Source organism: Sphingomonas sandaracina (assembly GCF_036663695.1).
Taxonomy (GTDB): Bacteria; Pseudomonadota; Alphaproteobacteria; order Sphingomonadales; family Sphingomonadaceae; genus Sphingomonas.
The window spans coordinates 47,269-67,641 of the sequence record NZ_JAXOJK010000005.1 but is presented as its reverse complement, the minus strand read 5'-3'; the positions used below and the strand labels follow the sequence as shown (position 1 = coordinate 67,641).

17 protein-coding genes are annotated in these 20,373 nt (G+C 67.8%); 5 read left to right on the top strand and 12 right to left on the bottom strand.

The annotated features are described in order from the left end of the window. The first annotated feature begins 414 nt into the window (after nt 1-414). The 3 genes from U1707_RS15190 to mdoH all read left to right on the top strand — a co-directional run bounded on the left by U1707_RS15190 (nt 415) and on the right by mdoH (nt 5,271). A complete protein-coding gene (locus U1707_RS15190; RefSeq protein WP_332800914.1) occupies nt 415-1,809 on the top strand; it encodes an FAD/NAD(P)-binding protein in 1,395 nt (464 codons plus the stop codon). Nucleotides 1,810-1,936: 127 nt separating this feature from the next. Further along, entirely contained in the window at nt 1,937-3,451 is a 1,515-nt protein-coding gene (locus U1707_RS15185) for an OpgD/OpgG family glucan biosynthesis protein (protein WP_332800913.1), read from the top strand. Then, nucleotides 3,451-5,271 (top strand): glucans biosynthesis glucosyltransferase MdoH, encoded by a 1,821-nt coding sequence (gene mdoH / locus U1707_RS15180; RefSeq protein WP_332800912.1) that lies wholly within the window; start codon nt 3,451-3,453, stop codon nt 5,269-5,271. Before U1707_RS15185 ends, mdoH begins: the two co-directional genes overlap by 1 nt. Nucleotides 5,272-5,369: 98 nt before the next feature. Here the strand turns inward: mdoH and U1707_RS15175 are convergent, their stop codons facing one another. The 10 genes from U1707_RS15175 to U1707_RS15130 all read right to left on the bottom strand — a co-directional run bounded on the left by U1707_RS15175 (nt 5,370) and on the right by U1707_RS15130 (nt 16,713). After that, nucleotides 5,370-6,881: a DHA2 family efflux MFS transporter permease subunit gene (locus U1707_RS15175; RefSeq protein WP_332800911.1), complete on the bottom strand. Its 1,512-nt coding sequence runs from the start codon at nt 6,879-6,881 to the stop codon at nt 5,370-5,372. After that, a complete protein-coding gene (locus U1707_RS15170) occupies nt 6,878-8,320 on the bottom strand; it encodes an efflux transporter outer membrane subunit (RefSeq protein WP_332800910.1) in 1,443 nt (480 codons plus the stop codon). The genes U1707_RS15175 and U1707_RS15170 overlap by 4 nt, the downstream gene beginning before the upstream one ends. A gap of 101 nt (nt 8,321-8,421) precedes the next feature. Then, nucleotides 8,422-9,324 (bottom strand): efflux RND transporter periplasmic adaptor subunit, encoded by a 903-nt coding sequence (locus U1707_RS15165; protein ID WP_332800909.1) that lies wholly within the window; start codon nt 9,322-9,324, stop codon nt 8,422-8,424. Then, entirely contained in the window at nt 9,321-9,527 is a 207-nt protein-coding gene (locus U1707_RS15160) for a DUF1656 domain-containing protein (RefSeq protein WP_332800908.1), read from the bottom strand. The genes U1707_RS15165 and U1707_RS15160 overlap by 4 nt, the downstream gene beginning before the upstream one ends. Further along, nucleotides 9,524-11,581: an FUSC family protein gene (locus U1707_RS15155; protein WP_332800907.1), complete on the bottom strand. Its 2,058-nt coding sequence runs from the start codon at nt 11,579-11,581 to the stop codon at nt 9,524-9,526. The genes U1707_RS15160 and U1707_RS15155 overlap by 4 nt, the downstream gene beginning before the upstream one ends. Beyond that, on the bottom strand, nt 11,578-12,030 hold the full coding sequence (locus U1707_RS15150) for a MarR family winged helix-turn-helix transcriptional regulator (RefSeq protein ID WP_332800906.1): 453 nt from the start codon (nt 12,028-12,030) through the stop codon (nt 11,578-11,580). The genes U1707_RS15155 and U1707_RS15150 overlap by 4 nt, the downstream gene beginning before the upstream one ends. Nucleotides 12,031-12,212: 182 nt before the next feature. After that, nucleotides 12,213-12,872 carry a nucleoside/nucleotide kinase family protein gene (locus U1707_RS15145; RefSeq protein WP_332800905.1) on the bottom strand — a complete coding sequence of 220 codons (660 nt, stop codon included), beginning with the start codon at nt 12,870-12,872 and terminating at the stop codon, nt 12,213-12,215. Nucleotides 12,873-12,910: 38 nt separating this feature from the next. Next, the gene (gene mprF, locus U1707_RS15140; RefSeq protein WP_332800904.1) at nt 12,911-15,484 is read right to left on the bottom strand and encodes a bifunctional lysylphosphatidylglycerol flippase/synthetase MprF; all 2,574 of its coding nucleotides are present in this window, start codon (nt 15,482-15,484) and stop codon (nt 12,911-12,913) included. A gap of 126 nt (nt 15,485-15,610) precedes the next feature. Further along, complete coding sequence (locus tag U1707_RS15135; RefSeq protein ID WP_332800903.1) at nt 15,611-16,324, bottom strand: AcvB/VirJ family lysyl-phosphatidylglycerol hydrolase; 714 nt, start codon at nt 16,322-16,324, stop codon at nt 15,611-15,613. Between the two features lie 101 nt (nt 16,325-16,425). Further along, complete coding sequence (locus U1707_RS15130; RefSeq protein WP_332801037.1) at nt 16,426-16,713, bottom strand: chorismate mutase; 288 nt, start codon at nt 16,711-16,713, stop codon at nt 16,426-16,428. 138 nt (nt 16,714-16,851) lie between these two features. Between U1707_RS15130 and U1707_RS15125 the strand changes: the two genes are divergently transcribed. Then, nucleotides 16,852-17,880 (top strand): polyprenyl synthetase family protein, encoded by a 1,029-nt coding sequence (locus tag U1707_RS15125; RefSeq protein WP_332800902.1) that lies wholly within the window; start codon nt 16,852-16,854, stop codon nt 17,878-17,880. A gap of 176 nt (nt 17,881-18,056) precedes the next feature. Here U1707_RS15125 and U1707_RS15120 read toward each other — a convergent pair whose 3' ends face one another. After that, a complete protein-coding gene (locus tag U1707_RS15120) occupies nt 18,057-18,494 on the bottom strand; it encodes a glycine zipper 2TM domain-containing protein (protein WP_332800901.1) in 438 nt (145 codons plus the stop codon). 122 nt (nt 18,495-18,616) lie between these two features. On the opposite strand from U1707_RS15120, the gene U1707_RS15115 reads away from it, so the two are divergent. Beyond that, entirely contained in the window at nt 18,617-19,264 is a 648-nt protein-coding gene (locus U1707_RS15115) for a hypothetical protein (protein ID WP_332800900.1), read from the top strand. 21 nt (nt 19,265-19,285) lie between these two features. On the opposite strand, the gene U1707_RS15110 is transcribed toward U1707_RS15115, so the two are convergent. Then, on the bottom strand, nt 19,286-20,242 hold the full coding sequence (locus tag U1707_RS15110; protein ID WP_332800899.1) for a cation diffusion facilitator family transporter: 957 nt from the start codon (nt 20,240-20,242) through the stop codon (nt 19,286-19,288). Nucleotides 20,243-20,373 lie beyond the last annotated feature (131 nt).

Sequence of the window (20,373 nt, the reverse complement as noted above, 5' to 3'; positions counted from 1 at the left end):
GCCAATTGGGCCCCGGCCTTCGCCGGGGTGGGCATACTCGATCTAGAGACACCTCCCGCCGTCACCCCGGACCTGTTCCGGGGGCCACCGTTCCGCAAACTCGACAGAGTTGATACAGGGGAACGGTGGATGCCGGAACAAGCCCGGCATGACGTGGGACTGGGTAGTTTCCCCCAATGCCGTCATCCTGACGAAAGTCAGGATCCAGAGCCTTGAGCGCGTCGTCCGTTACCCTGGATCCTGACTTTCGTCAGGATGACCGGGGGAGGTTCAGGATGACGGAAGCGGTTCAGGACGACGGGAGAGGTTCAGGGTGACGGGAGGGGTTTAGGATGACGGGCCGCCGGCAGCGGGGCTGGGCTGCCTCGCTCGGATCGGGCATGGGAGGCTCGAATAAAACGAGCGAGCGAACTGATGGAAGACCGAGCAACCATGGCGCGCATCGCGGGGCCCGAGGATCATGTGGTGGTCGTCGGCGGCGGGTTTTCCGGGGCGCTGTTCGCGGTCAATCTGATGCGGCACGCCGGCCCGCGCGTGACGCTGATCGAGCGGCGCGACCGGCAGCTTGCGCGCGGCGTCGCGTACAGTGCGGCGCATCCGGATCATCTGCTCAACGTCCGCGCGGGCAACATGAGTGCGCTGCCCGACGATCCCGGTCACTTCGTCCGCTGGCTGGATGCGCACGACATGGGCGATCGCACGACCTTCGTCCCGCGCACGACGTACGGCGCGTATCTGCGCGAACTGCTCGATGCGGCGATCGCGGAGTCGGGCGGGCGGCTGGTGCATGTCGAGGGTGAGGTCTGCGCCATCGACCCGGTGGCGGGCGATGGCGTCACGCTGACGATGGCGGACGGACGCAAGATCGGCGCGGATACCGCGGTGCTCGCGCTCGGCAACCTGCCGCCGCACACGCCGCCGGGTCTGAAGCCGGAGGCGCTCCCGGTTGGCGTGTATCGCGCGGACCCCTGGGCGGGCGACATCGCCGAAGGGCTGGGGGCGGACGACACGGTCGTGCTGGTCGGCACCGGGCTGACCGCGATCGACGCGGCGCTGCTGCTCGATGCGCAGGGGTTTGCAGGGCCGATCCTCGCCATGTCGCGCCGAGGCCTGTCGCCGCGCCGCCACGTCGATGGGGCGCCGGCGCACCGCGGCGTTTCGGACAAGCCGCAGGGGGCGCTGACCGACCTCGTTCGCCATGTTCGCGCAAGAGCGGCGATCGAAGGCTGGCGGTGCGCGGTGGACGAGCTTCGGCCGGTTACCCAGATGCTGTGGTCCGCCGCATCGCAGGAGATACGCGGCCGTTTCCTTCGCCATCTGCGGCCCTATTGGGATGTTCACCGCCACCGCCTCGCGCCTGCCGTCGCCGAGCGTGTCGAGGCGCTCGTCGCATCTGGGCGGCTGACCTTCGCGGCGGGCAAGATCGTCTCCGCCGAGGCCGACGGCGCGCAGGCAAACCTCACCTGGCGGCCGCGCGGTGAGACCACGCCCGTCATTACACACGCCGCGCGGATCGTGAACTGCACCGGGCCGCAGGGCGATCTGTTGCGGTCCGAAGAACCGCTCGTGAAACACCTGCTCGGCGCAGGGGCCATCCGCCCCGATCCCCTTCGGCTCGGTGTCGACGTGGATGCGCAGTCGCGCGCGATTCGGGCCGATGGCACGCCCGACGACCGGATCCACTGCATCGGGCCGATGACCCGCGGCGGGCTGTGGGAGGTCGTCGCGGTCCCCGATATCCGAGTCCAGAGCTGGGATCTCGCGCGGCGCCTGTCGAACGCGCAGTGGGTGGGCGGCGAGGGGCTCTGACGTCGCAAGGCCCCCCCGGGGGCCTCGGGCGCGGCAGGGTGCGCGTCAACCACGGCCTGTCGACGCGCACCGAACCCGTCTATATGTTACCGCGTCGCAGCATGATGACGATTGAGGGAGCCACGACATGATCGGTCGACGCGAAGTGATGACCGCGCTGGGTCTGTTGGGCTTCGGCCCGCAAGCCGCCGCCGCGATGGCGCGTGCCGCTGCCGGCAAGGGGGCAGCGGCTGGCAAGACCGAGCCATTCTCGTGGGAAGCGCTGCAAGCGCGCGCCGCGACGCTGGCCGCAAAGCCGTACGCCGCCCCCGCCAAGGTCGCCGCTGCCGCCGCGATCGATTACGACAAGGTCGGCAGCATCCGCTTCCGCGCCGACAAGACGCTGGCCGGCGGCATCCGCCTGTTCCCGCTGGGCCGCTATGCGCCGATGCCGGTCGCGATCAACGTCGTCGAGGGCGGGCAGGCACGCCGCATCGACTTCTCGCGCGGCCTGTTCGAGGCGGAAGAGGGCCATGCGGCCGCGCTCGGCATCGCCGGGTTCCGCGCGATGGCGCCGGGCGGGACCAGCGACTGGATGGCGTTCCAGGGCGCATCCTATTTCCGCACCGCTGGCGCGCAGGACCAATATGGCCTGTCCGCGCGCGGGCTCGCGATCAACACCGGGCTGCCGGGGCGCGAGGAATTCCCCGACTTCACCGAGTTCTGGATCGAGCGCACCGGTGCGGACGCGTACACGATCTACGCGCTGATGGACGGCGCCAGCGTCACCGGCGCCTACCGGTTCCAGTCGCGCCATGTCGTGGGCGCAGGCGTCGAGCAGCAGGTGTCCTCGGTCCTGAACCTTCGCCGCGACATCGAACGGCTCGGCGTCGCGCCGGCGACCAGCATGTTCTGGTACGGCGAGGGCAACCGCGCGGCCGCGGTAGACTGGCGACCCGAGATCCACGATTCGGACGGCCTCGCGCTGCTGACCGGCGCGAGCGAGCGCATCTGGCGGCCGCTCAACAATCCGCCGCATGATACGCTGGACAGCTTCGCGGATCAGGCGCCGAAGGGCTTTGGCCTGATCCAACGCGACCGGAACTTCGATCATTATCAGGACGACGGCGCGTTCTACGATCGGCGCCCGAACCTGTGGATCCAGCCGCAGGGCGACTGGGGCAAGGGCGCGGTGATGCTCTATGCGTTCCCGACGAATAGCGAGACGGTGGACAATATCGTGTCGTTCTGGACACCCGCCGGCCCCGCCAAGGCCGGGCAGCGGTTGCAGTTCGATTATACGCTGTCGTGGCAATCGGCCGATCCGACCGCGGTCGCCGCGACCGCGCATGTCGTCGATTGCTGGCAGGGCATCGCCGGCCGACCGGGCGCCGAGCCGGTGAAGGGGGCAAGGAAACTGGTCGTCGATTTCGTCGGCGAGGGCCTCGCCGGCCTCGACCGGCAGAGCGGCGTGACCGCCAAGATCGACGTCGTTCGCGGAAAAATACTCGCCAACGCGGCCTATCCGGTCGTCGGCCAGAAGAACCGCTGGCGCGTGACGGCCGACGTCGCCCCCGACGCACAGGGGCCGGCCGATGTCAGGCTGTTCCTCACGCGCGGCGGTCGCGCGCTTAGCGAAACCGTCCTGACGCCGATCTTCTGATGCCTGCATTTCCCGCCGCGATGCCGCCCATGATGCCGGGCGAAACCCCGATCGAGATGCCGCCGCAGCGGTTCGACGGGCCACCGCCGCCGTGGTCCGCGCCCGAGCCCGGGCCGGGGATGGTGGTGTCCTCCGACGACATGCTCGCGCGCCGGATCATCCTCGTGCTGATGACGGGTCTGCTGGCGACGGCGGCGTCGTCGGCGGTGCAGGAATCGCTGCTCGCCGACGGGCTCAGCCTGTGGGATGCGGCGCTGCTCGCGCTGTTCTTCCCGTTGTTCGCCTGGATTTCGTTCGGCTTCATGAACGCCGCGATTGGCTTCGTATTGCTGATGACCGGTGGCCATCCAGGGTTCGTCCCGACGCCGCGCCAGTCCGAACCGCTCGAAGGTCGCACCGCGATCCTGATGCCGGTCCACAACGAAGATATCGCGGCAGTGTTCGAACGGATCGCCTGGATGGCGCGCGCGATCGCGGCGGGTGGTGTCGCCGACCGGTTCGACATCTTCATCCTGAGCGATTCGGGCGAAGCGGCGGAAGCGTCCGAAGTAGCGGCATGGCAGGCGTTGGCACCAACGCTCGCCTGCAAGCTGTATTACCGCCGCCGTACGGTGAATATCGGCCGCAAGCCCGGCAACGTCGCGGAGTGGATCCGGCGGTTCGGCGGCGGCTATCGCTACATGCTGATGCTCGACGCGGACAGCCTGATGGGCGGCAACACGATCATCGGCATGGCCCAGGTGCTCGAACGTCGCCCTGCGGTCGCGCTGCTCCAGACCGTGCCCGCGGTGATCAACGGCGTGACGTTCTTCCAGCGCTGGATGCAGTTCGCCAGCCGGTTGTATGGTCCGATCTCGACCGCCGGCCTCGTCTGGTGGTCGGGTTCGGAAGCGACCTTCTGGGGGCACAACGCGCTGATCCGGATCGAGGCGTTCGCGTCGAGTTGCGGACTGCCCGACTTGCCCGGGCGCGCGCCGTTCGGCGGCGTCATCATGAGCCACGACATGGTCGAGGCGGCGTTACTGCGGCGGCGCGGCTGGCGCGTGCACATGCTGATGACCGAGGAAACGTTCGAGGAATATCCGCCGACGCTGATCGATGCGGCGGTGCGCGACCGACGCTGGGCACAGGGGAATATTCAGCACCTCAGCCTGCTGACCTCGTCGGGGTTCCACTGGGTCAGCCGGCTGCAACTGCTGATGGGGGCGTCGGCGTTCATCACCTCGCCGGTATGGCTGTTGATGATCGCGACGAGCGTCGTGCAGGCGTTGATCGGCGAGCGCAACATCGTCGAGGCGCAGACCTCGCTAGAGGTGCTGGCGGTGACTCTGCTGCTGTTGTTCGGGCCGAAGCTGCTGAGCGTGATCTGGGCGATGTCCAACGCCGAGCGTCGCGCAGGGTTCGGCGGGCGGCGCGGGATCGTTCGGTCGGTGCTGATCGACGTGCCGTTCTCGATGCTGTCGGCGCCGGTGATCGCGCTGACCCAGACGATGGATCTCGCCGGGATCCTGATGGGGCGCAAGTCGGGCTGGGCGCCGCAGAACCGCGATGCGCACGAACTGTCGCTGGCGGACGTGATGCCACGTTATCGCTGGCATGTCGGGGTCGGCGTCGCGTTGCTGCTGGTGACGCCGTTCGCGCCGATCACCGCGGCGTGGCTCGCGCCGGTGACGCTGGGGCTGTTGCTCAGTCCGTTCCTGACGATGCTGACCGCGAGCGAGAAGGCTGGGCGCTGGGCGCTGTCGCACGGCATGTTCGTCGAGCCGGGCGAGCATGTCTCCGTCCTGTCGCGGCCTTCGCTGCCGGCACACACGAGCTAGCCTCCGTCATCCTGACGAAAGTCAGGATCCAGGGTAACTCAGCGTCGCCCGTCTTGGCTCTGGATCCTGACTTTCGTCAGGATGACGGCAGGGGATATTCAGGACGCGGCGCGCGCCCGATGCCCGCTGAGCTCCGCGCCGGCATTCACCGCAAACCGGCGATTCCAGATCGTCGCCGACGCCGACACCGCGGTCACCACCAGGAACGCCAGCGTGAAATCCGCTAGCGCCGGCCGCGTCGCGCCCGTGCCCAGCATCCCGACATGTAGCGACGCCGCCCCCACGCAGATCCCGAGCGACAGCATCAGCTGCTGGAACGTCGCATAGAAGCTGGTCGCGCTGCTCATCCGCGACGACGGGATCTCGTCATAGGCGATCGTGTTGTACGCCGAGAACTGGAACGACATGAAGAAGCCCGAGATCATCAGCACGCCGAAGATCGCGGGGATCGGCCAGTCGGGGCGGAACAGTCCGGCCACCGCATAGCCCGAACTCGCGCAGAGACCGCCGACGATCAGGCTGTTGCGAAACCCGAAGCGGCGCAGGATGCGTGGTGCGAGGCCCTTCATCGCCAGCGATCCGATCGCGCCCGCGATCGTGATCGCCCCACTGGCAGCCGCGGTCATGCCGAAGCCAAGCTGGAGCATCATCGGCAACAGAAACGGCTGCGCGCCTTGCGTGATGCGGGTCAGCGAGCCGCCGATCACCGACAGCCGGAAGGTCGGGATGCGCATCAAGGACAAATCGAGGATCGGGTCGTTGCGGCGCTTGGCATGGCGGATGTACGCGAAGCCGGCAATCAGCCCGACGACGATCAGCACGACCGCACGCGACAATTCACCGGTGCGGCTGGTCATCTCGAACCCGAACAACAGGCAGCCGAGCGACACGCCCGACAGGATGAAGCCGGGCATGTCGAACTTTGCCGGTTCGTCCTCACGCACCTCGCCGATGTAGCGCGTCACCAGCACCACGCCGAGCAGGCCGATCGGCACGTTGAGATAGAAGATCCAGCGCCAGTCGAGATAGGTGACGATCGCGCCGCCGATGGGAGGCCCCAGAATCGGGCCAATCAGCGCAGGCATGATCAGCCACGACATCGCCTGCACCATGTCCTCCTTGGCGACGCTGCGCAGCAGGACGAGGCGGCCGATCGGGATCATCATCGCCCCGCCGAGCCCCTGTACGAAGCGCGCGGCCATCATGAACGGCAGGCTGGTCGCCTGCCCGCACAGCATCGATCCGCCCACGAAGATCAGGATCGCGGCGCGGAAGATCGTGCGCGAGCCGAACCGGTCCGCAAGCCGTCCGCTGGCGGGGATGAAGATCGCGAGCGCGAGCAGGTACGAGGTCAGCGCCGAACTCATGCTGGTCGCGGGTACGCCGAAATCGCGCGCCATCGTCGGCAGCGCGGTGGCGAGCACGGTCGAATCCATCTGCTCCATGAACAGCGCGCAGGCGATGATCAGCGCGGTGATCCGGTAGTTGCTCGGCGTGTGGATCGCCGTTCCCGGCTCGGTCGCAACGCGTGAGATCAGTCCCGCTGCCGGCATGATGCCGTCGCGCACCTCGCTGTTGATCGAGGCCAGCCCGCGGCGACGCAGTCTCAAGCCTGCCACCCCCCGCCGAGCGCCCTGAAGACGTCGACCTGGCGATCGACCAGCAGCGCGTCGGAGGCGGCGAGGTTCGCCTGCGCCGTGGTCAGTGCAGCCTGCGCGGTCAACAGCGAGAGGAAGTCGGTGCGACCGAACCGGTACAGCGTCCCGGCCTGGTCCGCGGCCCTTGCCCCACTGGCCTGCGCGCGGCGCAGCGCCGCGTTGCGATCGGCCTCGCGGGCATAGGCGGACAATGCGGTCTCGGCCTGGCGCAAGGCCTCGAGCGTGGTCGAATCGAACTGCGCGAGCGCCTGGTCCGCGGCCGCGCCGGCCTGCGCGATCTGCGCGCGGATGACCGGCCGGTTGGGGAAGCTCCAACTGATCAGCGGCCCGAGACCGAGATGGAACGCGTCGGTGGAGCCGAGCGACGAGACCGGCCCGGTCAAGCCGACCGACCCGCCGAGGCTGACCTGCGGATAGAGGTTTGCGGTCGCCACGCCGATCCGGGCGGTCGCGGCGGCGAGCGAACGTTCCGCCGCACGGATGTCGGGACGACGCAGGATCAGCGCGCTGCCGTCGCCGATCGGCAGCGGACGCGTGAGGGCGGGCGGCTTGGCGCACGTCGCGACGTCGCGGGGATAGTCGGCGGGCGCGCGACCCATCAGCGTGGCGAGGCGGTAGAGCGCGGCGGTGCGCGTCGCGACCTGCGCCGGGATCAACGCCTCGCTTTGGTCGACCGCGGTCCGGGCGCGGGTCACGTCGAACGCGGTGCCGCGACCGCCACGTTGCAGGCGCTGCGTCACGGTGAGCGTCTGGCGTTGCAGCGTGAGGATGCGGGTATTGGCGGCCAGCACCATGTTGGCGGTGCAGGCGGTGGCGTAGCTGCGCGCGGTTTCGGCGGCGACGGTCACGCGGACATTGTCGCGCGCGGCAGCGACCGCCTCGGCATCGCCCTGCGCGGCCTCGATCGCGCGGCGGATGCGACCGGACAGGTCGAGCGGGTAGGCGAGGGTTATACCGAGGTTGTAGTCCAGCGTGCCGGGCAGGTTGGTGCCGGTCGTATAGGGCCGATCGAGCGACGTGCCGCCGCCGAGCACGGTCGACAGCGTACGCCCCGCGGCGACTTCGGCGACGACCGCATCCGCGCGGCGCAGGTTCGCATCGGCGGCGCGCAGATCGGTGTTGGCAGCGAGCGCTTCGGTGACGAACACGTCGAGGCGGGGGTCGCCGTAGAGTTGCCACCAATGGTCCGGCAGGGGAGCGTTGGCGAAGACCTTTTCGGTACCGCTGTCGAACCTGCCTTGCGCGGAAGGGCGGTTGACGACGGCGGACTCGGGCAGGGCGTAGTTCGGGCCGGCGGTCGTGCAGGCGGCTAGGGCTAGAGCGAATGCAGCCGCAACCGCTCCCCTCCCTGGAAGGGAGGGGTTGGGGGTGGGTCGGCCCGCTTGGGCCACCGAGGTTCGAGTGTGCGGAAACCGACCCACCCCCGGCCCCTCCCTTCCAGGGAGGGGGGAAGAGGATGCCGAGCGGCCCGACAAGTAACGGTTGTCGCGGATCATGCCGTCGTCCCCGGCTGGACACGCTGCTGGACGGTCACCGTCGCGGTGCGGCCGACGATCAGCTGGACCCCCTTCGGCACGTGTGTCAGCTTGACGCGGACCGGGATACGCTGGGCCAGGCGGACCCAGTTGAAGGTCGGATTCACGTTGGGCAGCAAATTGGTCGTGTTGGTGCGTTCGCTGTCGTTGATGCCCGCGGCGATGCTGTCGACGCGACCGTGCAGCGCCTGCGGTTCGCCCATCAGGTGGACGACGACCGGATCGCCGACATGGATGCTGCCGAGCTTGGTTTCCTCGAAATAGCCCTCGACGCGGAGCGAATCGGTGTCGACCAGCGCCATCGCCTGTGCGCCCGTTGCGATATAGTCGCCGGGGTGGAGATCGAGGTTGGTGACGATCCCGTGGACCGTCGCGCGGACCGTCGTGCGGGCAAGGTTGAGTGCGGCGGTCGAGCGTGCGCTCTGCGCCTGGGCGAGCGCGGCGGAGGCGGTGGCGACGCGGGCGACGTTCTGCTCGTGCGTTTCCTTCGCCACCAGATCGCCGAGCGCAAGATCGCGCTGTGCCTCGCGCCGCGCCTGCAACAGCGTCGCGCGGGCGCTCGCGATCGAGGCGTCGGACTGGGCCAGCGTCAGCTGGAAGCGGGGGCGATCGACCACGAACAGCACCTCGCCGGGCTTCACCGCCTGGTTGTCGTGCACCGCGACCTGCGTCACGAGCCCGGCGACGTCGGGCGTCACGCGGACGATATCGGCGCGGATCTTCCCGTCGCGCGTCCACGGATCGGTCTCGTAATGCTTCCACAGCCAGATCCCGACCAGCACCGCCAGCAGGACGATCACCAGCGTGACGGCGGACCGGCCGAGGGGGGCAAGCAGCGACTTGAGACGGGAAGAGGTCATGCGGAAGGTCCGGTGAGCAGGGCGAGCAGCCCGAGGATGAGGATGAACAGCGCGAGGTCGACGAGCGGGCGATAGGTCACCACGCGGTAGGCGCCGACGAACGCCAGCAGGCGCGTCGCGATCGCGGTTATGAGGACGGCCGCCACAGCGAGCAGCAGGATGCTCGGCAGGAAGACGCCGCCGATCGAAATTTCGCCGGTCATGCGGCCGCTCCATAGACTGGGGCGCCATAGGCTGGAGCTTGGGGGAACAGGTTGCGTCGCAGCGAGGTCAGCGCGAGCACGCTGGTGCGGTGGCGATCGGGCGTGCTGGTCGCGAACCCGGCCATCGCCGTATCGATCCCGACGAGCAGATCCGGCTCGGGCGGCGCCGGCCTGTCGGGGCGCAGCGCCCGGTAATGCGCGCCGATCCCGCGCAGCACCGGGGTGATCATCCCGGCCTCGTCCGGCGTACCGTCGAGCCGGAGCTGGCGCAGTTCGCCGACCGCCACGCCGACTCGCAGATCGGTCAGCGCGTCGAGCAGCGGCTTGCCGGGATCCTCGCCCTGCGCCGCGAGCCGCGGTGCCAGCAGGCCGATGCGGTCGAGCATCCGCGCGATCCAGCCCGCGACGTCGGGCCGGCCGGGCGAATCGCTGCGTGCCGCCAGTTCGCGCCAGCCCGCGCGGATCAACCGCCGTGCGCTGGTATCCGCGCCGATCGTTTGGAACAGCCCGACCGTGACGACCGCGAACAATGTGCCGACGAGCTGGGCGATGCCGCCGTTGATAAACGCGCTGAAATCGCTGCCGAAGCGGTCGTTCAACCCGACCGTGTTCAATCCGCCGAGCAGCGCGCCGAGCGTGACCAGCAGCGTCGCCGGTCGCGCAAGGAACATCCCGCCGATCAGCATCGGTGGCGCGAGGACGACCATCAGCGTCACGAAATCCGTTACCCGCGACAGGATCGCGAAGGCGTAGATGGCGGAGACGATGAGGCCGATGATCGTGCCGTAGAAGAACGCCATGATCGACGGCGCCGGATTATCGCTGTTGCCGAACAACGCGCAGCACACGCCGGCGATCAGGACCGCGCCCGCACCGTCCGCCCAGCCGGTGCCGATCCAGAAGATGCAGCCGAGCAGGATCGTCGCGACGGTGCCGGCGGCGGCGCGCAGGGCGATGCCGCGATCCCGGTGGAGCGGCCGCTTCGCGGTGCGGGCCAGCAACCGCGCGACGGCGGGCGTGACGGCCGTGCGTGAGGGCGAGCGCATCTGGTCGCGCAGGTCGCGGGCGTTGCGATGCGCGTCGACCAGCTCGCCGAGCCGCGCGAGCAGGCTGAGCCGCAACGCGTCGCGCCAGATGAGCGTGTCGCCGACGAGCGGCTCCAGGGCCTTGGCGCGGGCGATCAGCGCATCGGCGGAGTCGTGCCGCTCGGCCAGCGGCAGCGGATCGCGCAGCCATTCGCGGACATCCTCGATCAGCGCGAGCGCTTCGGGGCGGGGGGCGTCGGCACCGCGTCTCAGCTCGACGATTCGGTCGTCGACCGCGCTTGCGAGCGGCAGCAGCATCGACAGCTCGGCCTGGAGTGCGCGGAGCGTGCGGACGCGCGGCAACAGGCGGGCGGTATCGAACGGCAGATGGATGGAGAGCTGGTGCAGTTCGTTGATATCGAGCGCGAGCCGGCGGCGGTCACGCCCGAGCGTCGCATCGGGCTCGCTCGCCAGCGAGTCGCGCGACCAGCGCTCGGCATCGCCAAGGATCGCGTCGATCCGGCTCAGCAGCACCGCGGTCACCGTCTGTGGAAAGACGAAGCCGTGGATCAGGCTTCCGCACAGGATCCCGATCGTGATCTCCTGCACGCGGAGCGCCGCCGTCGTGAACACCGCACCGGGGGCTTCCACCGACGGAAAGCCGATGATACTGGCCGTGTAGCCCGCCAGCAGGAACAGGTACGCGCGGGGGGTGCGGTCGAGCAGCGAGATGTAGAGGCACAAGCCGAGCCACAGCGCGAGCCCGAGCGACAGGAGTTCGGGCGCGTTGACGAGATTGGGCACCAGCACCACCGCTGCGACCGCGCCCAGCACGGTTCCGGCAACGCGGAACACCGCCTTCGACAGCACCGCGCCTGCCAGCGGCTGCGCGACGATGTACGACGTCGTGACCGCCCAATACGGCCGCGTCAGGCCGATCCTGAGCGCGATGTAATAGGCCAGCATCGCCGCGACGAAGCATTTGACCGTGAACAGCGCCTCCTTGCTGCCGAACCGCGTGAGGATCATCGCGGACGGTCCGCCAGGAAGCGCGCACCGAGCCGCTCGGCGACCCGTAAGGCGGTGGCGAGGTCATCGTCCGACACCCCGTCGAGCATCGCGTGGCGCAACGTCGCGAACTTGTCCTCGATGGTGGTGACGAGGGTGCGGCCACGTTCGGTCAGGCGGATGCGGCTGACGCGGGCATCGGCGGGGTCGCGGTGACGTTCGACCAGCCCGGCCGCGGTCATCTGATCGATCGAGCGCACCAGCGAGGCTTGCGTGACGTCGAGCTGGTTGGCGAGATCGGTCTGGCGGACATCGTCGCCCAGCCGCCCGACCTGCACCAGCGCCCAGCCGGTCGATGCCGACACGCACATATCGCTGAGCGCGCGATCGGCCGCCTGCCGCCACAGACGAGCGAGCGGCATCAGCGTCCGGGCATAGGCGGATTCGAGACGGGCGCGGGAAGAAGTCATTAGCGTGCTAAGTAATAGCATTTGCCGATGCTGCAATGCGGAATTTTAGCGAGGGGACGAAAAAAGCGCGGTGGCGCGATGGGTTACACACCCCCCCGTCATCCTGACGAAAGTCAGGATCCAGAGTTACACAGGATATCGCTCGTTACCCTGGATCCTGACTTTCGTCAGGATGACGGAGTTTAGTTTAACAGCGCGACGATTTCCGCGGCGATCTCTGCCGGCAGCCGCGACTCCCCGTCCGCCACCGTCGACACCGTCGCCCAGCGTCCCAGCAACCCGGCCTGCGCCATCGCCGCATAGTTCGTCCGTACGCGGTCCTGCAGCCCGGTATCCGCCTCATAGGCGTCGAACGCGTCGTCGGTGTAGGACCGCTTGCGCTTCTTCAGGATGAGCCCGCGGGCGATGTCGGCGGGGGTATCGAGGTATATCGACAGGTCGGGCGTCGGCAGTGCGAACGCGCCCGTCTCCAGGTCGGCGATCCATGCCATCATCGCGTCGGCTTCGTCCGCTGGAACCTGCGCTGCCTGATACGCCATGTTCGACGCGATGTAGCGATCGAACACGACGACGTCGTTTGCCGCGATGGTCGCCAGCAGGTGATCGCGCGACTCCATCCGGTCCAGCGCGTAGAGCACGGCCGCGGCCCGGGGCGACGTGCCGCGCGGCAAATTCCCCGCCAGCATCGCGCCGAGTGCCCAGCCGCCGACCGTCTCGGCATAGCGCGGGAACGACACGACTTCGGCGGTACGGCCGGCGACGCGCAACTGCTCGACCACCAATGCCGAGGCGGTGGCCTTGCCCGCGCCGTCGGCGCCTTCGATTGCCAGGAGGAAGCTCATGGAGTCTGCCCTAGCAAGGCGGCGCGCCCTAGCAAGCCTTAGCGGCTCACCAACGCCTGCAAATCGATCAGCCCGCGCAACAGCGACGTGCCCCCCGGCGAGGCGATATAGCGCGGCGTCCAGTTCGGCCTGAACTTCTCCTTGTACGCGCGCAGGCCCGCGAACCCGTAGAATCGCTCGCCGTGGCGGAACAGGAATGCCGCCACCTTCGACCAGGTCGGCGACAGTCGCCGCGCCTCGATCCCCGACAGCGGCGCCATCCCGAGCGAGAAATTGCGATAGCCGTGCTCGTGGCCCCAGATCATCAGCCGGGTGAACAGGAAGTCCATCCCACCCTGCGGCATGTCCTCGGCGTGACGCATCAAATCGACCGAAAGCTCCTGCCTGTTTGGCGTGCCCCAGACATTGGCGAAGGCGACGACCTTGCCTTCGATCCGCACCACCGCGCAGTCGAACCTGGCCATGTATCCCGGTTCGAACCGGCCGACGCTGAAGCTCTTCTCGGCATGGTTCTTGTCGGCCAGCCACCAGTCGGAAATCGCCTGCAGTTCGGGGATGAGGGCGGGCATCTCGGCCGCCGGTACGACCGCGAACGCGGCGCCCGCCCGCTCGGCGACGCGGCTGGCTTTGCGGACGCTGCGCATGTCGGGCGTGTCGAGCGTGAAGCCTTCCAGCTCGACGGTCGCCTCTTCGCCATATTTGACGAGCTTCAGGCCCATCTCGATCGCGATCGGTACGATGCGCAGGCCGATCTGGTACAGCAGCAGCCGCCCTTGCGCGGCATCGGCGCGGGCGCGGATCGCCCAGAGCAGTTCGGACCATGCCTCGGCCGGGCCTACGGGATCGCCGATTACGATCCAGCTCGCGCCCTTGACCTGGTACATCAGGAACGCGTCGCGGCTGTCCGACACCAGAAAGCGCTTGTCGCCGGTAAAGGCGAGCATCGCGTCGGTCCGGTCGGCATGCGCAAGCGCGGCCTCCGCCACGTCGTCGGGCAGCACGTCGTGCACCATCGGCACGGGCGCCGCCGCGAACAACCGCCAGATCGACGCGCCGATCAGCATCAGCCCGACCGCGAGGCTGGTGCGCAGGAACCGCGAGGCGTTGGCGTCGGTCTCGAACTGCCACCACAGGTCGCTCGAATAGCCGACGCGGCGGTAGGCGAAGAACCCGATCAGGACCGACAGGCCGATCGCGGCGCCGACCCCGACCAGCCATTCGGGCGACAGCGGCTCCGCGGTCAGTCGCGTCCGCCGATAGAAGGCGCCGCGCGTCCATTGCAGCGCGGCGGCAGTCAGCAGCAGGACGGTCGCCTCCTCGTAATCGAGACCCTTGGCGATCGACAGCAGCGCGCCGGCGACCAGCAGCAGCCGCGCCGCCCAGAAGGCGCCATCGAGCCGTCGATACAGCCCGAGCGCCACGAACAACAGCATGACCCCGACCAGGCTGGCCGCGACATGCGCCATTTCGCTGATCGGCAACGGCAGGATCATCGCCAACGCGTCCATCCGGCCGGGCGCGGCAGGCAGCGCGCCCGATACCAGCAGCATCGCACCGCTCATGAACACCAGCACGCCGAGCAGCAGCGGTGCCAAGGGCAGCGCGATCGTCAACGGATCGGTGCCGCGGCGTTCCTCGTCCGGGTCGCGCGCGCGCCGACGCCATTGCCGGCCCTCGTGAAACGCGAGCAGCACCGCCGCCAGGATCAGCGGCGCGACGTAATAGATGATCCGGTAGGCGAGCAGCGCGGCGAGGATCGTCGCGTTGTCCTGCGGCATCGTCGCGATGATCACCGCCTCGAACACGCCGAGCCCGCCCGGCACATGGCTGATCAACGCGATGACGATCGCCACCGCATACCCCAGGAACAGTACCGGATACAGGTCCGGCGATGCGTTCGGCAGCAGTACGAACAGCGCCGCGCTGGCCGCTGCGAGGTCGACCGTCGATACCAGCAACAGCGCCAGCGCCTGCCGTGCGTTGGGCAGCGGCAGGCGCCAGCCGAACAGCCCGAGCGAACCGCCCCGGCGATAGCGCAGGACGATCGTCAGCAGGGCAAGCGGGATGCCGATCCCGATCATGCGCTCCAGCAGCGGCGGCATCGTCCAGTGGACGATCGGCAGCATCCCCGGATGGATCGCCATCGACAGCGACGCGACGCTGATCACCCCCGCCCAGAACGTCACCCCCGCGATCAGTACGACGCGTGCCACCCCCGCCTCGTCCAGACCTGCGCGACTATAGACGCGGTAGCGTGCCGATCCGCCGGTCAGCATGGCGAGCCCGAGATTGTGGCTGATCGTGTAGCTGGTGAACGACGCGACGGCGGCGGTCCGCCAGGGCAGCGGATGGCCGATCACCCGGAGCGCGATGGTATCGTAGAAGGTCAGCGCGATGTAACTGACGACGGTCAGGCCGATCGACGCCGACAATGCGGGCCAGCCGAGCGCGGCGAATGCCGTGCGCACTTCCGATAGGCGGATTTCCGCGGTCAGCTTGTGGATCGCCGCAAAGCCGAGCACTGCGACGACCAATACCGCCAGGGCGATCAACATGCCGCGGCGATGCGCGATCCAGTCGCGGACACGGACGATCGCGGGGCGCGTCGTCATGACGCGGGCGAACCGCGTCGCCGACCCCGGCTCGCGCCTTCGGACACATATCGCTGCGCCGCGCAGGGACATGTCTGGTCCCCGGCGCAGATCCACTCCGGCATTGGCAAGCTCATCGATCGGCCCTCAACGCGCGAACACGAACCGCGCCAGGACATCGTAGAGCGCATCGGCGTCACGGTGAAGCGGATGTCCGCCGGGCAGCGCTACGCGTCGCGCGTTGGATTGTGTCAACAAGGGGCACAAACTGCCGATCTCCTCCCGGCCGTGCACGCACAGCACCGGGGCCCAGGTCAATTTCCGTGCGGTCGGCAGCGCATCGGTCGTCGGCGTCCACAGGTCGAAGACTTCGCTCGGCGACGCGCGGAACTGGACATTGTCCTCCGGCACGATCAGCGCGACCCGCAGGATCCTGGCGCGCAGGTCGGGGGGCAGCCCGGGCAAGCCGACATGCAGCATGTCCGCACCGAACGACTGGCCGATCAGCACGACCCGGTCGGTCTGGCCCAGGCGCAGCGCGCGCCGTTCGGCCTCCGCGATCAACGCCGTGATGTCGGCAGGCGTCCGGGTCTTGCGCAGATACGTCAGCGTGTTGACCGCGACCACCGGGACACCGTCGGCCGCCAGTCGTCGGGCGATCTGCGGCGCCATGCCGATCTTGTAGCCGAGGTCACCGGTCAGCAGCACGGCGGCAAACGCATGACGGGGACTGGACGGGTGGCCGTCCGCGGCGACGTCTGTAAAGACAGGCCCGCCGAAATAGCCGAGCCAGCCCATGAAGCCGGTCGCGAGCGCCGCCAGGACCGCAAGTCCGATCAAGGCACGCCGAAGACCCGTCATCGATACCGCCCTACCCACAGCGAAATGATCGCCGGATGGAGCAGCCATGACGAATTCGTCACGTCGTGCAAGGCGAACGCCCGGTCGAGACCGGACGCGGTTCAGGCCGGAGCGTGCGCAAGCTGTTCGTGGTGACGAATGACCTCGTCGATGATGAAGCGCAGGAATTTTTCCGAGAATTCGGGATCGAGCTGCGCCTCTGCCGCCAGGTGCCGCAAGCGGGCGATCTGGCGTTCCTCGCGGCCGGGATCGGCGGCAGGCAGGCCGTGTGTTGCCTTATGCAGGCCCACCGCCTGCGTCACCTTGAACCGCTCGGCGAGCATGTGGATCAGAGCCGCATCGATATTGTCGATGCTCTGGCGATATCCGTTCAACAGTTCGTCAGCCACCCGCGCACCCTTTCGTTGGTTCGCGCGCCTTTTGCGAGGATGCGCCGGGATCGGCAAGGTGTCGCGCGGCAAGACGGGGCGAGTTGGGGCAAGCCGAGGGTTGCTTTGCAGGGGCATAGGCGTCAGAGGCTCGGGGAGATGAGCGCCACCGTCCACCGCCTCGAAACCGTACGTCCCGATTCCGAGTCCCAGCCGTCGCTGGACCCGATGGTCAAACTCGTCACCGGCGACATGGACCAGGTCAATGCGGTCATTCGCGGCCGCATGCAGTCGGAAATCCCGCTGATCCCCGAACTCGCAGGGCATTTGATCGCCGGCGGGGGCAAACGGATGCGACCGATGCTGACGCTCGCGAGTGCGCGACTGATCGACTATACCGGCACGCAGCATCATCTGCTCGCCGCCGCGGTCGAATTCATCCACACCGCGACGCTGCTCCACGACGACGTCGTCGACGGCTCCGACCTGCGTCGCGGCAAGCGCACCGCCAACATCATCTGGGGCAACCCCGCGAGCGTGCTGGTCGGCGATTTCCTGTTCAGCCGCAGCTTTGAACTGATGGTCGAGGCGGGCAGCCTGAAGGCGCTGAAGATCCTGTCCTCGACCAGCGCGGTGATCGCCGAGGGCGAGGTCAACCAGCTTACGGCCGCACGCCGCGTCGATCTCGGCGAGGAGCGCTATCTCGACATCATCGGCGCGAAAACCGCGGCGTTGTTCGCGGCCGCGTGCCGGATCTCGGCGGTCGTCGCCGATCGGCCCGAAGCCGAGGAGGCCGCGCTCGATGCGTATGGCCGCAACCTCGGCATCGCGTTTCAGCTGGTCGACGATGCGATCGATTATGTCTCGGACGCCGATACGATGGGCAAGGACGCCGGCGACGATTTCCGCGAGGGCAAAATGACCTTGCCGGTGATCCTTGCCTATGCGCGCGGGTCGGCCGAGGATCGGGTATTCTGGAAGGATGCGGTCGAAGGTCGACGCGATAGCGACGCGGACCTTCAGCAGGCGGTTCGCCTGATCCGCTCGACGCGCGCGATCGACGACACGTTCGCCCGCGCACGCCATTATGGTCAGCGGGCGATCGATTCGATCCGCGGCTTTGCCGACGGCGATGCCAAGGACGCGATGATCGAAGCGGTCGAGTTCGCGGTCGCCCGTGCATACTGAACTGACCCGAGAGGGTTAAACCGCTCATTCATACCCCGTTCGCCCTGAGCGAAGTCGAAGGGTGTGACCAAAGAGCAGGTACTTCGACGTCGCTCGGCACGAACGGCATTTGTCGGGACACAAAAACGGCGACCGATTGCTCGGCCGCCGTTTTCGTTTCTAGAACCGGTTAGGGCTCAGCGGCACTTCACATTGCCACGGTCGACCGAACGGCCGAGCAGCGCGCCGCCACCGGCACCTGCCAGCGTACCGAGCGTGCCGCCACCGATCAGGTTCGCCAGGACACCACCGCCGAGTGCGCCGATCACGAGGCCGGTCGTGCCGTCGTTGCGCTTGCAATAGGCACGGCCGTCGCGGCCACGATAGATCCGGTCGTTGCGGCTGAGGCGGCGCTCGCGATACTTGCCGTCCTGATAGCTGCGCGACGGATCCCAGTTGCGGTCGTTGCCACGCCAGTTGCGATCGCCGCCACGACGGTCGTCGCCGCGACGATCATCACGACGGTCGTTATTGTCGCGGCGATCGTCGTAACGCTGTGCGGTCGCGGCCGTCGGCAACATCGCGGGCGCTGCAACCGCGACCGACATCAATGCTGCGATAAGATGCTTCTTCATGGATAATCTCCTGATCTCTGACGATGTAACTTGCGCCGCGTCGTAAAAGTTCATTCCTTAGCATTGACGCCGGGTGGCGAGGGGACTTGCACCGGTTTGCGCCGACCGATAGCAATCGATCGATGAAGGTCGAGGGCAGCTATCATGACACCGGGTTCGCGCATCTTCGCGGATTGATACCGGTCGAGGTGACCGATGCTTTCCTGCGGCGGCTGAAGCAGGATCTGGCATTGGAACGGGTCGATCTCAGCACTGTGACGCAGCACCCCAATTTGCTGAAACGCGCCGCGTTCGAGGTGTATGGCCGGCAATACCCGCCGATGCTGCAATTCCTCTGGGGACTGACGCCGATCGTCAGCCAGCTCGTCGGGCGGGATCTGTTGCCGACCTATGATTATTTCCGGATCTATCGCGAAGGCGACGTCTGTCTGGTGCATTCGGACCGACAGGCGTGCGAGCACAGCCTGTCGCTGACGCTAGATTACAGCGACGGCATCGCATGGGATCTCGAAGTCGGCACGGTACGGACCGAGCCGAGCGCGCGCGTCGCCGAGGATTTCGGCACCGAACCGCATGCCGCGATAGCGATGGAGGTCGGCGATGCGGTTTTGTATCAGGGTGTACACCACCGTCATGGTCGCATGACGCCGAACCCGAACGGCTGGTCGGCGCATCTTTTCCTGCACTGGGTCGACCGCGACGGGCCGTACCGGGACCAGGCACTGGAGGGCGAAACCAGCCGCGCCAAGGCCGATTTCCACTTCATCTGAAGCGGGATGTGAAGCGGGGCGTCAGACTTTGTCGGCGCTGGACATCGAGCAATCATCGCCTTTGCCCGTCTCGACCTGCAACGTCGCGTGGCCGATCCCGAATTTCTCATGCAGCAACGTGCGTGCGTCGCTCAGGAACCGATCGCCGGGATGGCCACCCGGCATTACCAGATGTGCGGTCAGGACTGGCTCCGTCGTACTCATCGGCCAGATGTGGAGATCGTGGATTTCGGTGACGCCGGGCAGACCGCACAGCGCCTGGTCGACGCAATCATACTCGATCCCGCGGGGTACGGCGGACAGTGACATCTCGATCGTCTCGCGCAGCAGGCCCCAGGTCTGCCAGAAGATCAGGATCGCGATGACGATGCTGACCGCCGGATCGATCCAGGTGAGGCCGGTCCGCCAGATGACGATGCCGGCGATCACCACGCCCGCCGAGACGAGCGCGTCGGCAGCCATGTGGAGGTAGGCGCCGCGGATGTTGACGTCGCCCTTGCGGCCGCGTGCGAACATCCACGCGGTGATCGCGTTGACGGCGATGCCGACGCCGGCGACCATCGATACGGTGAGGCCGGCGGTAGGGGCGGGGTCGGAGAATCGCTGCGACGCCTCCAGCACGATCGCACCGAGCGCGACGAGCAGCAGCAAGGCGTTGGTCAGCGCGGCGAGGATCGTCGAGCCCTTCAGCCCGTAGGTGTAGCGCTTGGTCGGTGCGGTGCGCGCCAACATCGTGCCGCCCCAGGCGACGACGAGACCGAGCACGTCGGACAGGTTGTGGCCGGCGTCGGCGAGCAGCGCGACCGAGTCGATCCGCAGCCCGACCACCGCCTCGACGACGACGAAGACGATGTTGAGACCGATGCCGATCGCGAACGCGCGGTCGAACGAGGCCGGCGCGTGGCTGTGGCCGCCATGCGCGTGGCCCGCATGCGAATGGCCGTGGTCATGTGAATGCCCGTGATGATGTCCGCCCAACGCCCGCGCTCCGCTAAATCCGGCCGCCGCCTAGCATCGACGTATCGTGAGATACTAGGACGCGAGAGACATTCTCGCACGTCGCCAAACGCGCAACGGTCCCCCCTCCCTGGAAGGGAGGGGCAGGGGGT

Coding starts and splice junctions, on each gene's coding strand:
- mdoH (WP_332800912.1), top strand. CDS start 3,451: ATGCCTGCATTTCCCGCCGCGATGCCGCCCATGATGCCGGGCGAAACC.
- U1707_RS15150 (WP_332800906.1), bottom strand. CDS start 12,030: ATGACTTCTTCCCGCGCCCGTCTCGAATCCGCCTATGCCCGGACGCTG.
- U1707_RS15190 (WP_332800914.1), top strand. CDS start 415: ATGGAAGACCGAGCAACCATGGCGCGCATCGCGGGGCCCGAGGATCAT.
- U1707_RS15185 (WP_332800913.1), top strand. CDS start 1,937: ATGATCGGTCGACGCGAAGTGATGACCGCGCTGGGTCTGTTGGGCTTC.
- U1707_RS15135 (WP_332800903.1), bottom strand. CDS start 16,324: ATGACGGGTCTTCGGCGTGCCTTGATCGGACTTGCGGTCCTGGCGGCG.
- U1707_RS15155 (WP_332800907.1), bottom strand. CDS start 11,581: ATGATCCTCACGCGGTTCGGCAGCAAGGAGGCGCTGTTCACGGTCAAA.
- U1707_RS15165 (WP_332800909.1), bottom strand. CDS start 9,324: ATGACCTCTTCCCGTCTCAAGTCGCTGCTTGCCCCCCTCGGCCGGTCC.
- U1707_RS15145 (WP_332800905.1), bottom strand. CDS start 12,872: ATGAGCTTCCTCCTGGCAATCGAAGGCGCCGACGGCGCGGGCAAGGCC.
- mprF (WP_332800904.1), bottom strand. CDS start 15,484: ATGACGACGCGCCCCGCGATCGTCCGTGTCCGCGACTGGATCGCGCAT.
- U1707_RS15160 (WP_332800908.1), bottom strand. CDS start 9,527: ATGACCGGCGAAATTTCGATCGGCGGCGTCTTCCTGCCGAGCATCCTG.
- U1707_RS15115 (WP_332800900.1), top strand. CDS start 18,617: ATGAAGGTCGAGGGCAGCTATCATGACACCGGGTTCGCGCATCTTCGC.
- U1707_RS15125 (WP_332800902.1), top strand. CDS start 16,852: ATGAGCGCCACCGTCCACCGCCTCGAAACCGTACGTCCCGATTCCGAG.
- U1707_RS15120 (WP_332800901.1), bottom strand. CDS start 18,494: ATGAAGAAGCATCTTATCGCAGCATTGATGTCGGTCGCGGTTGCAGCG.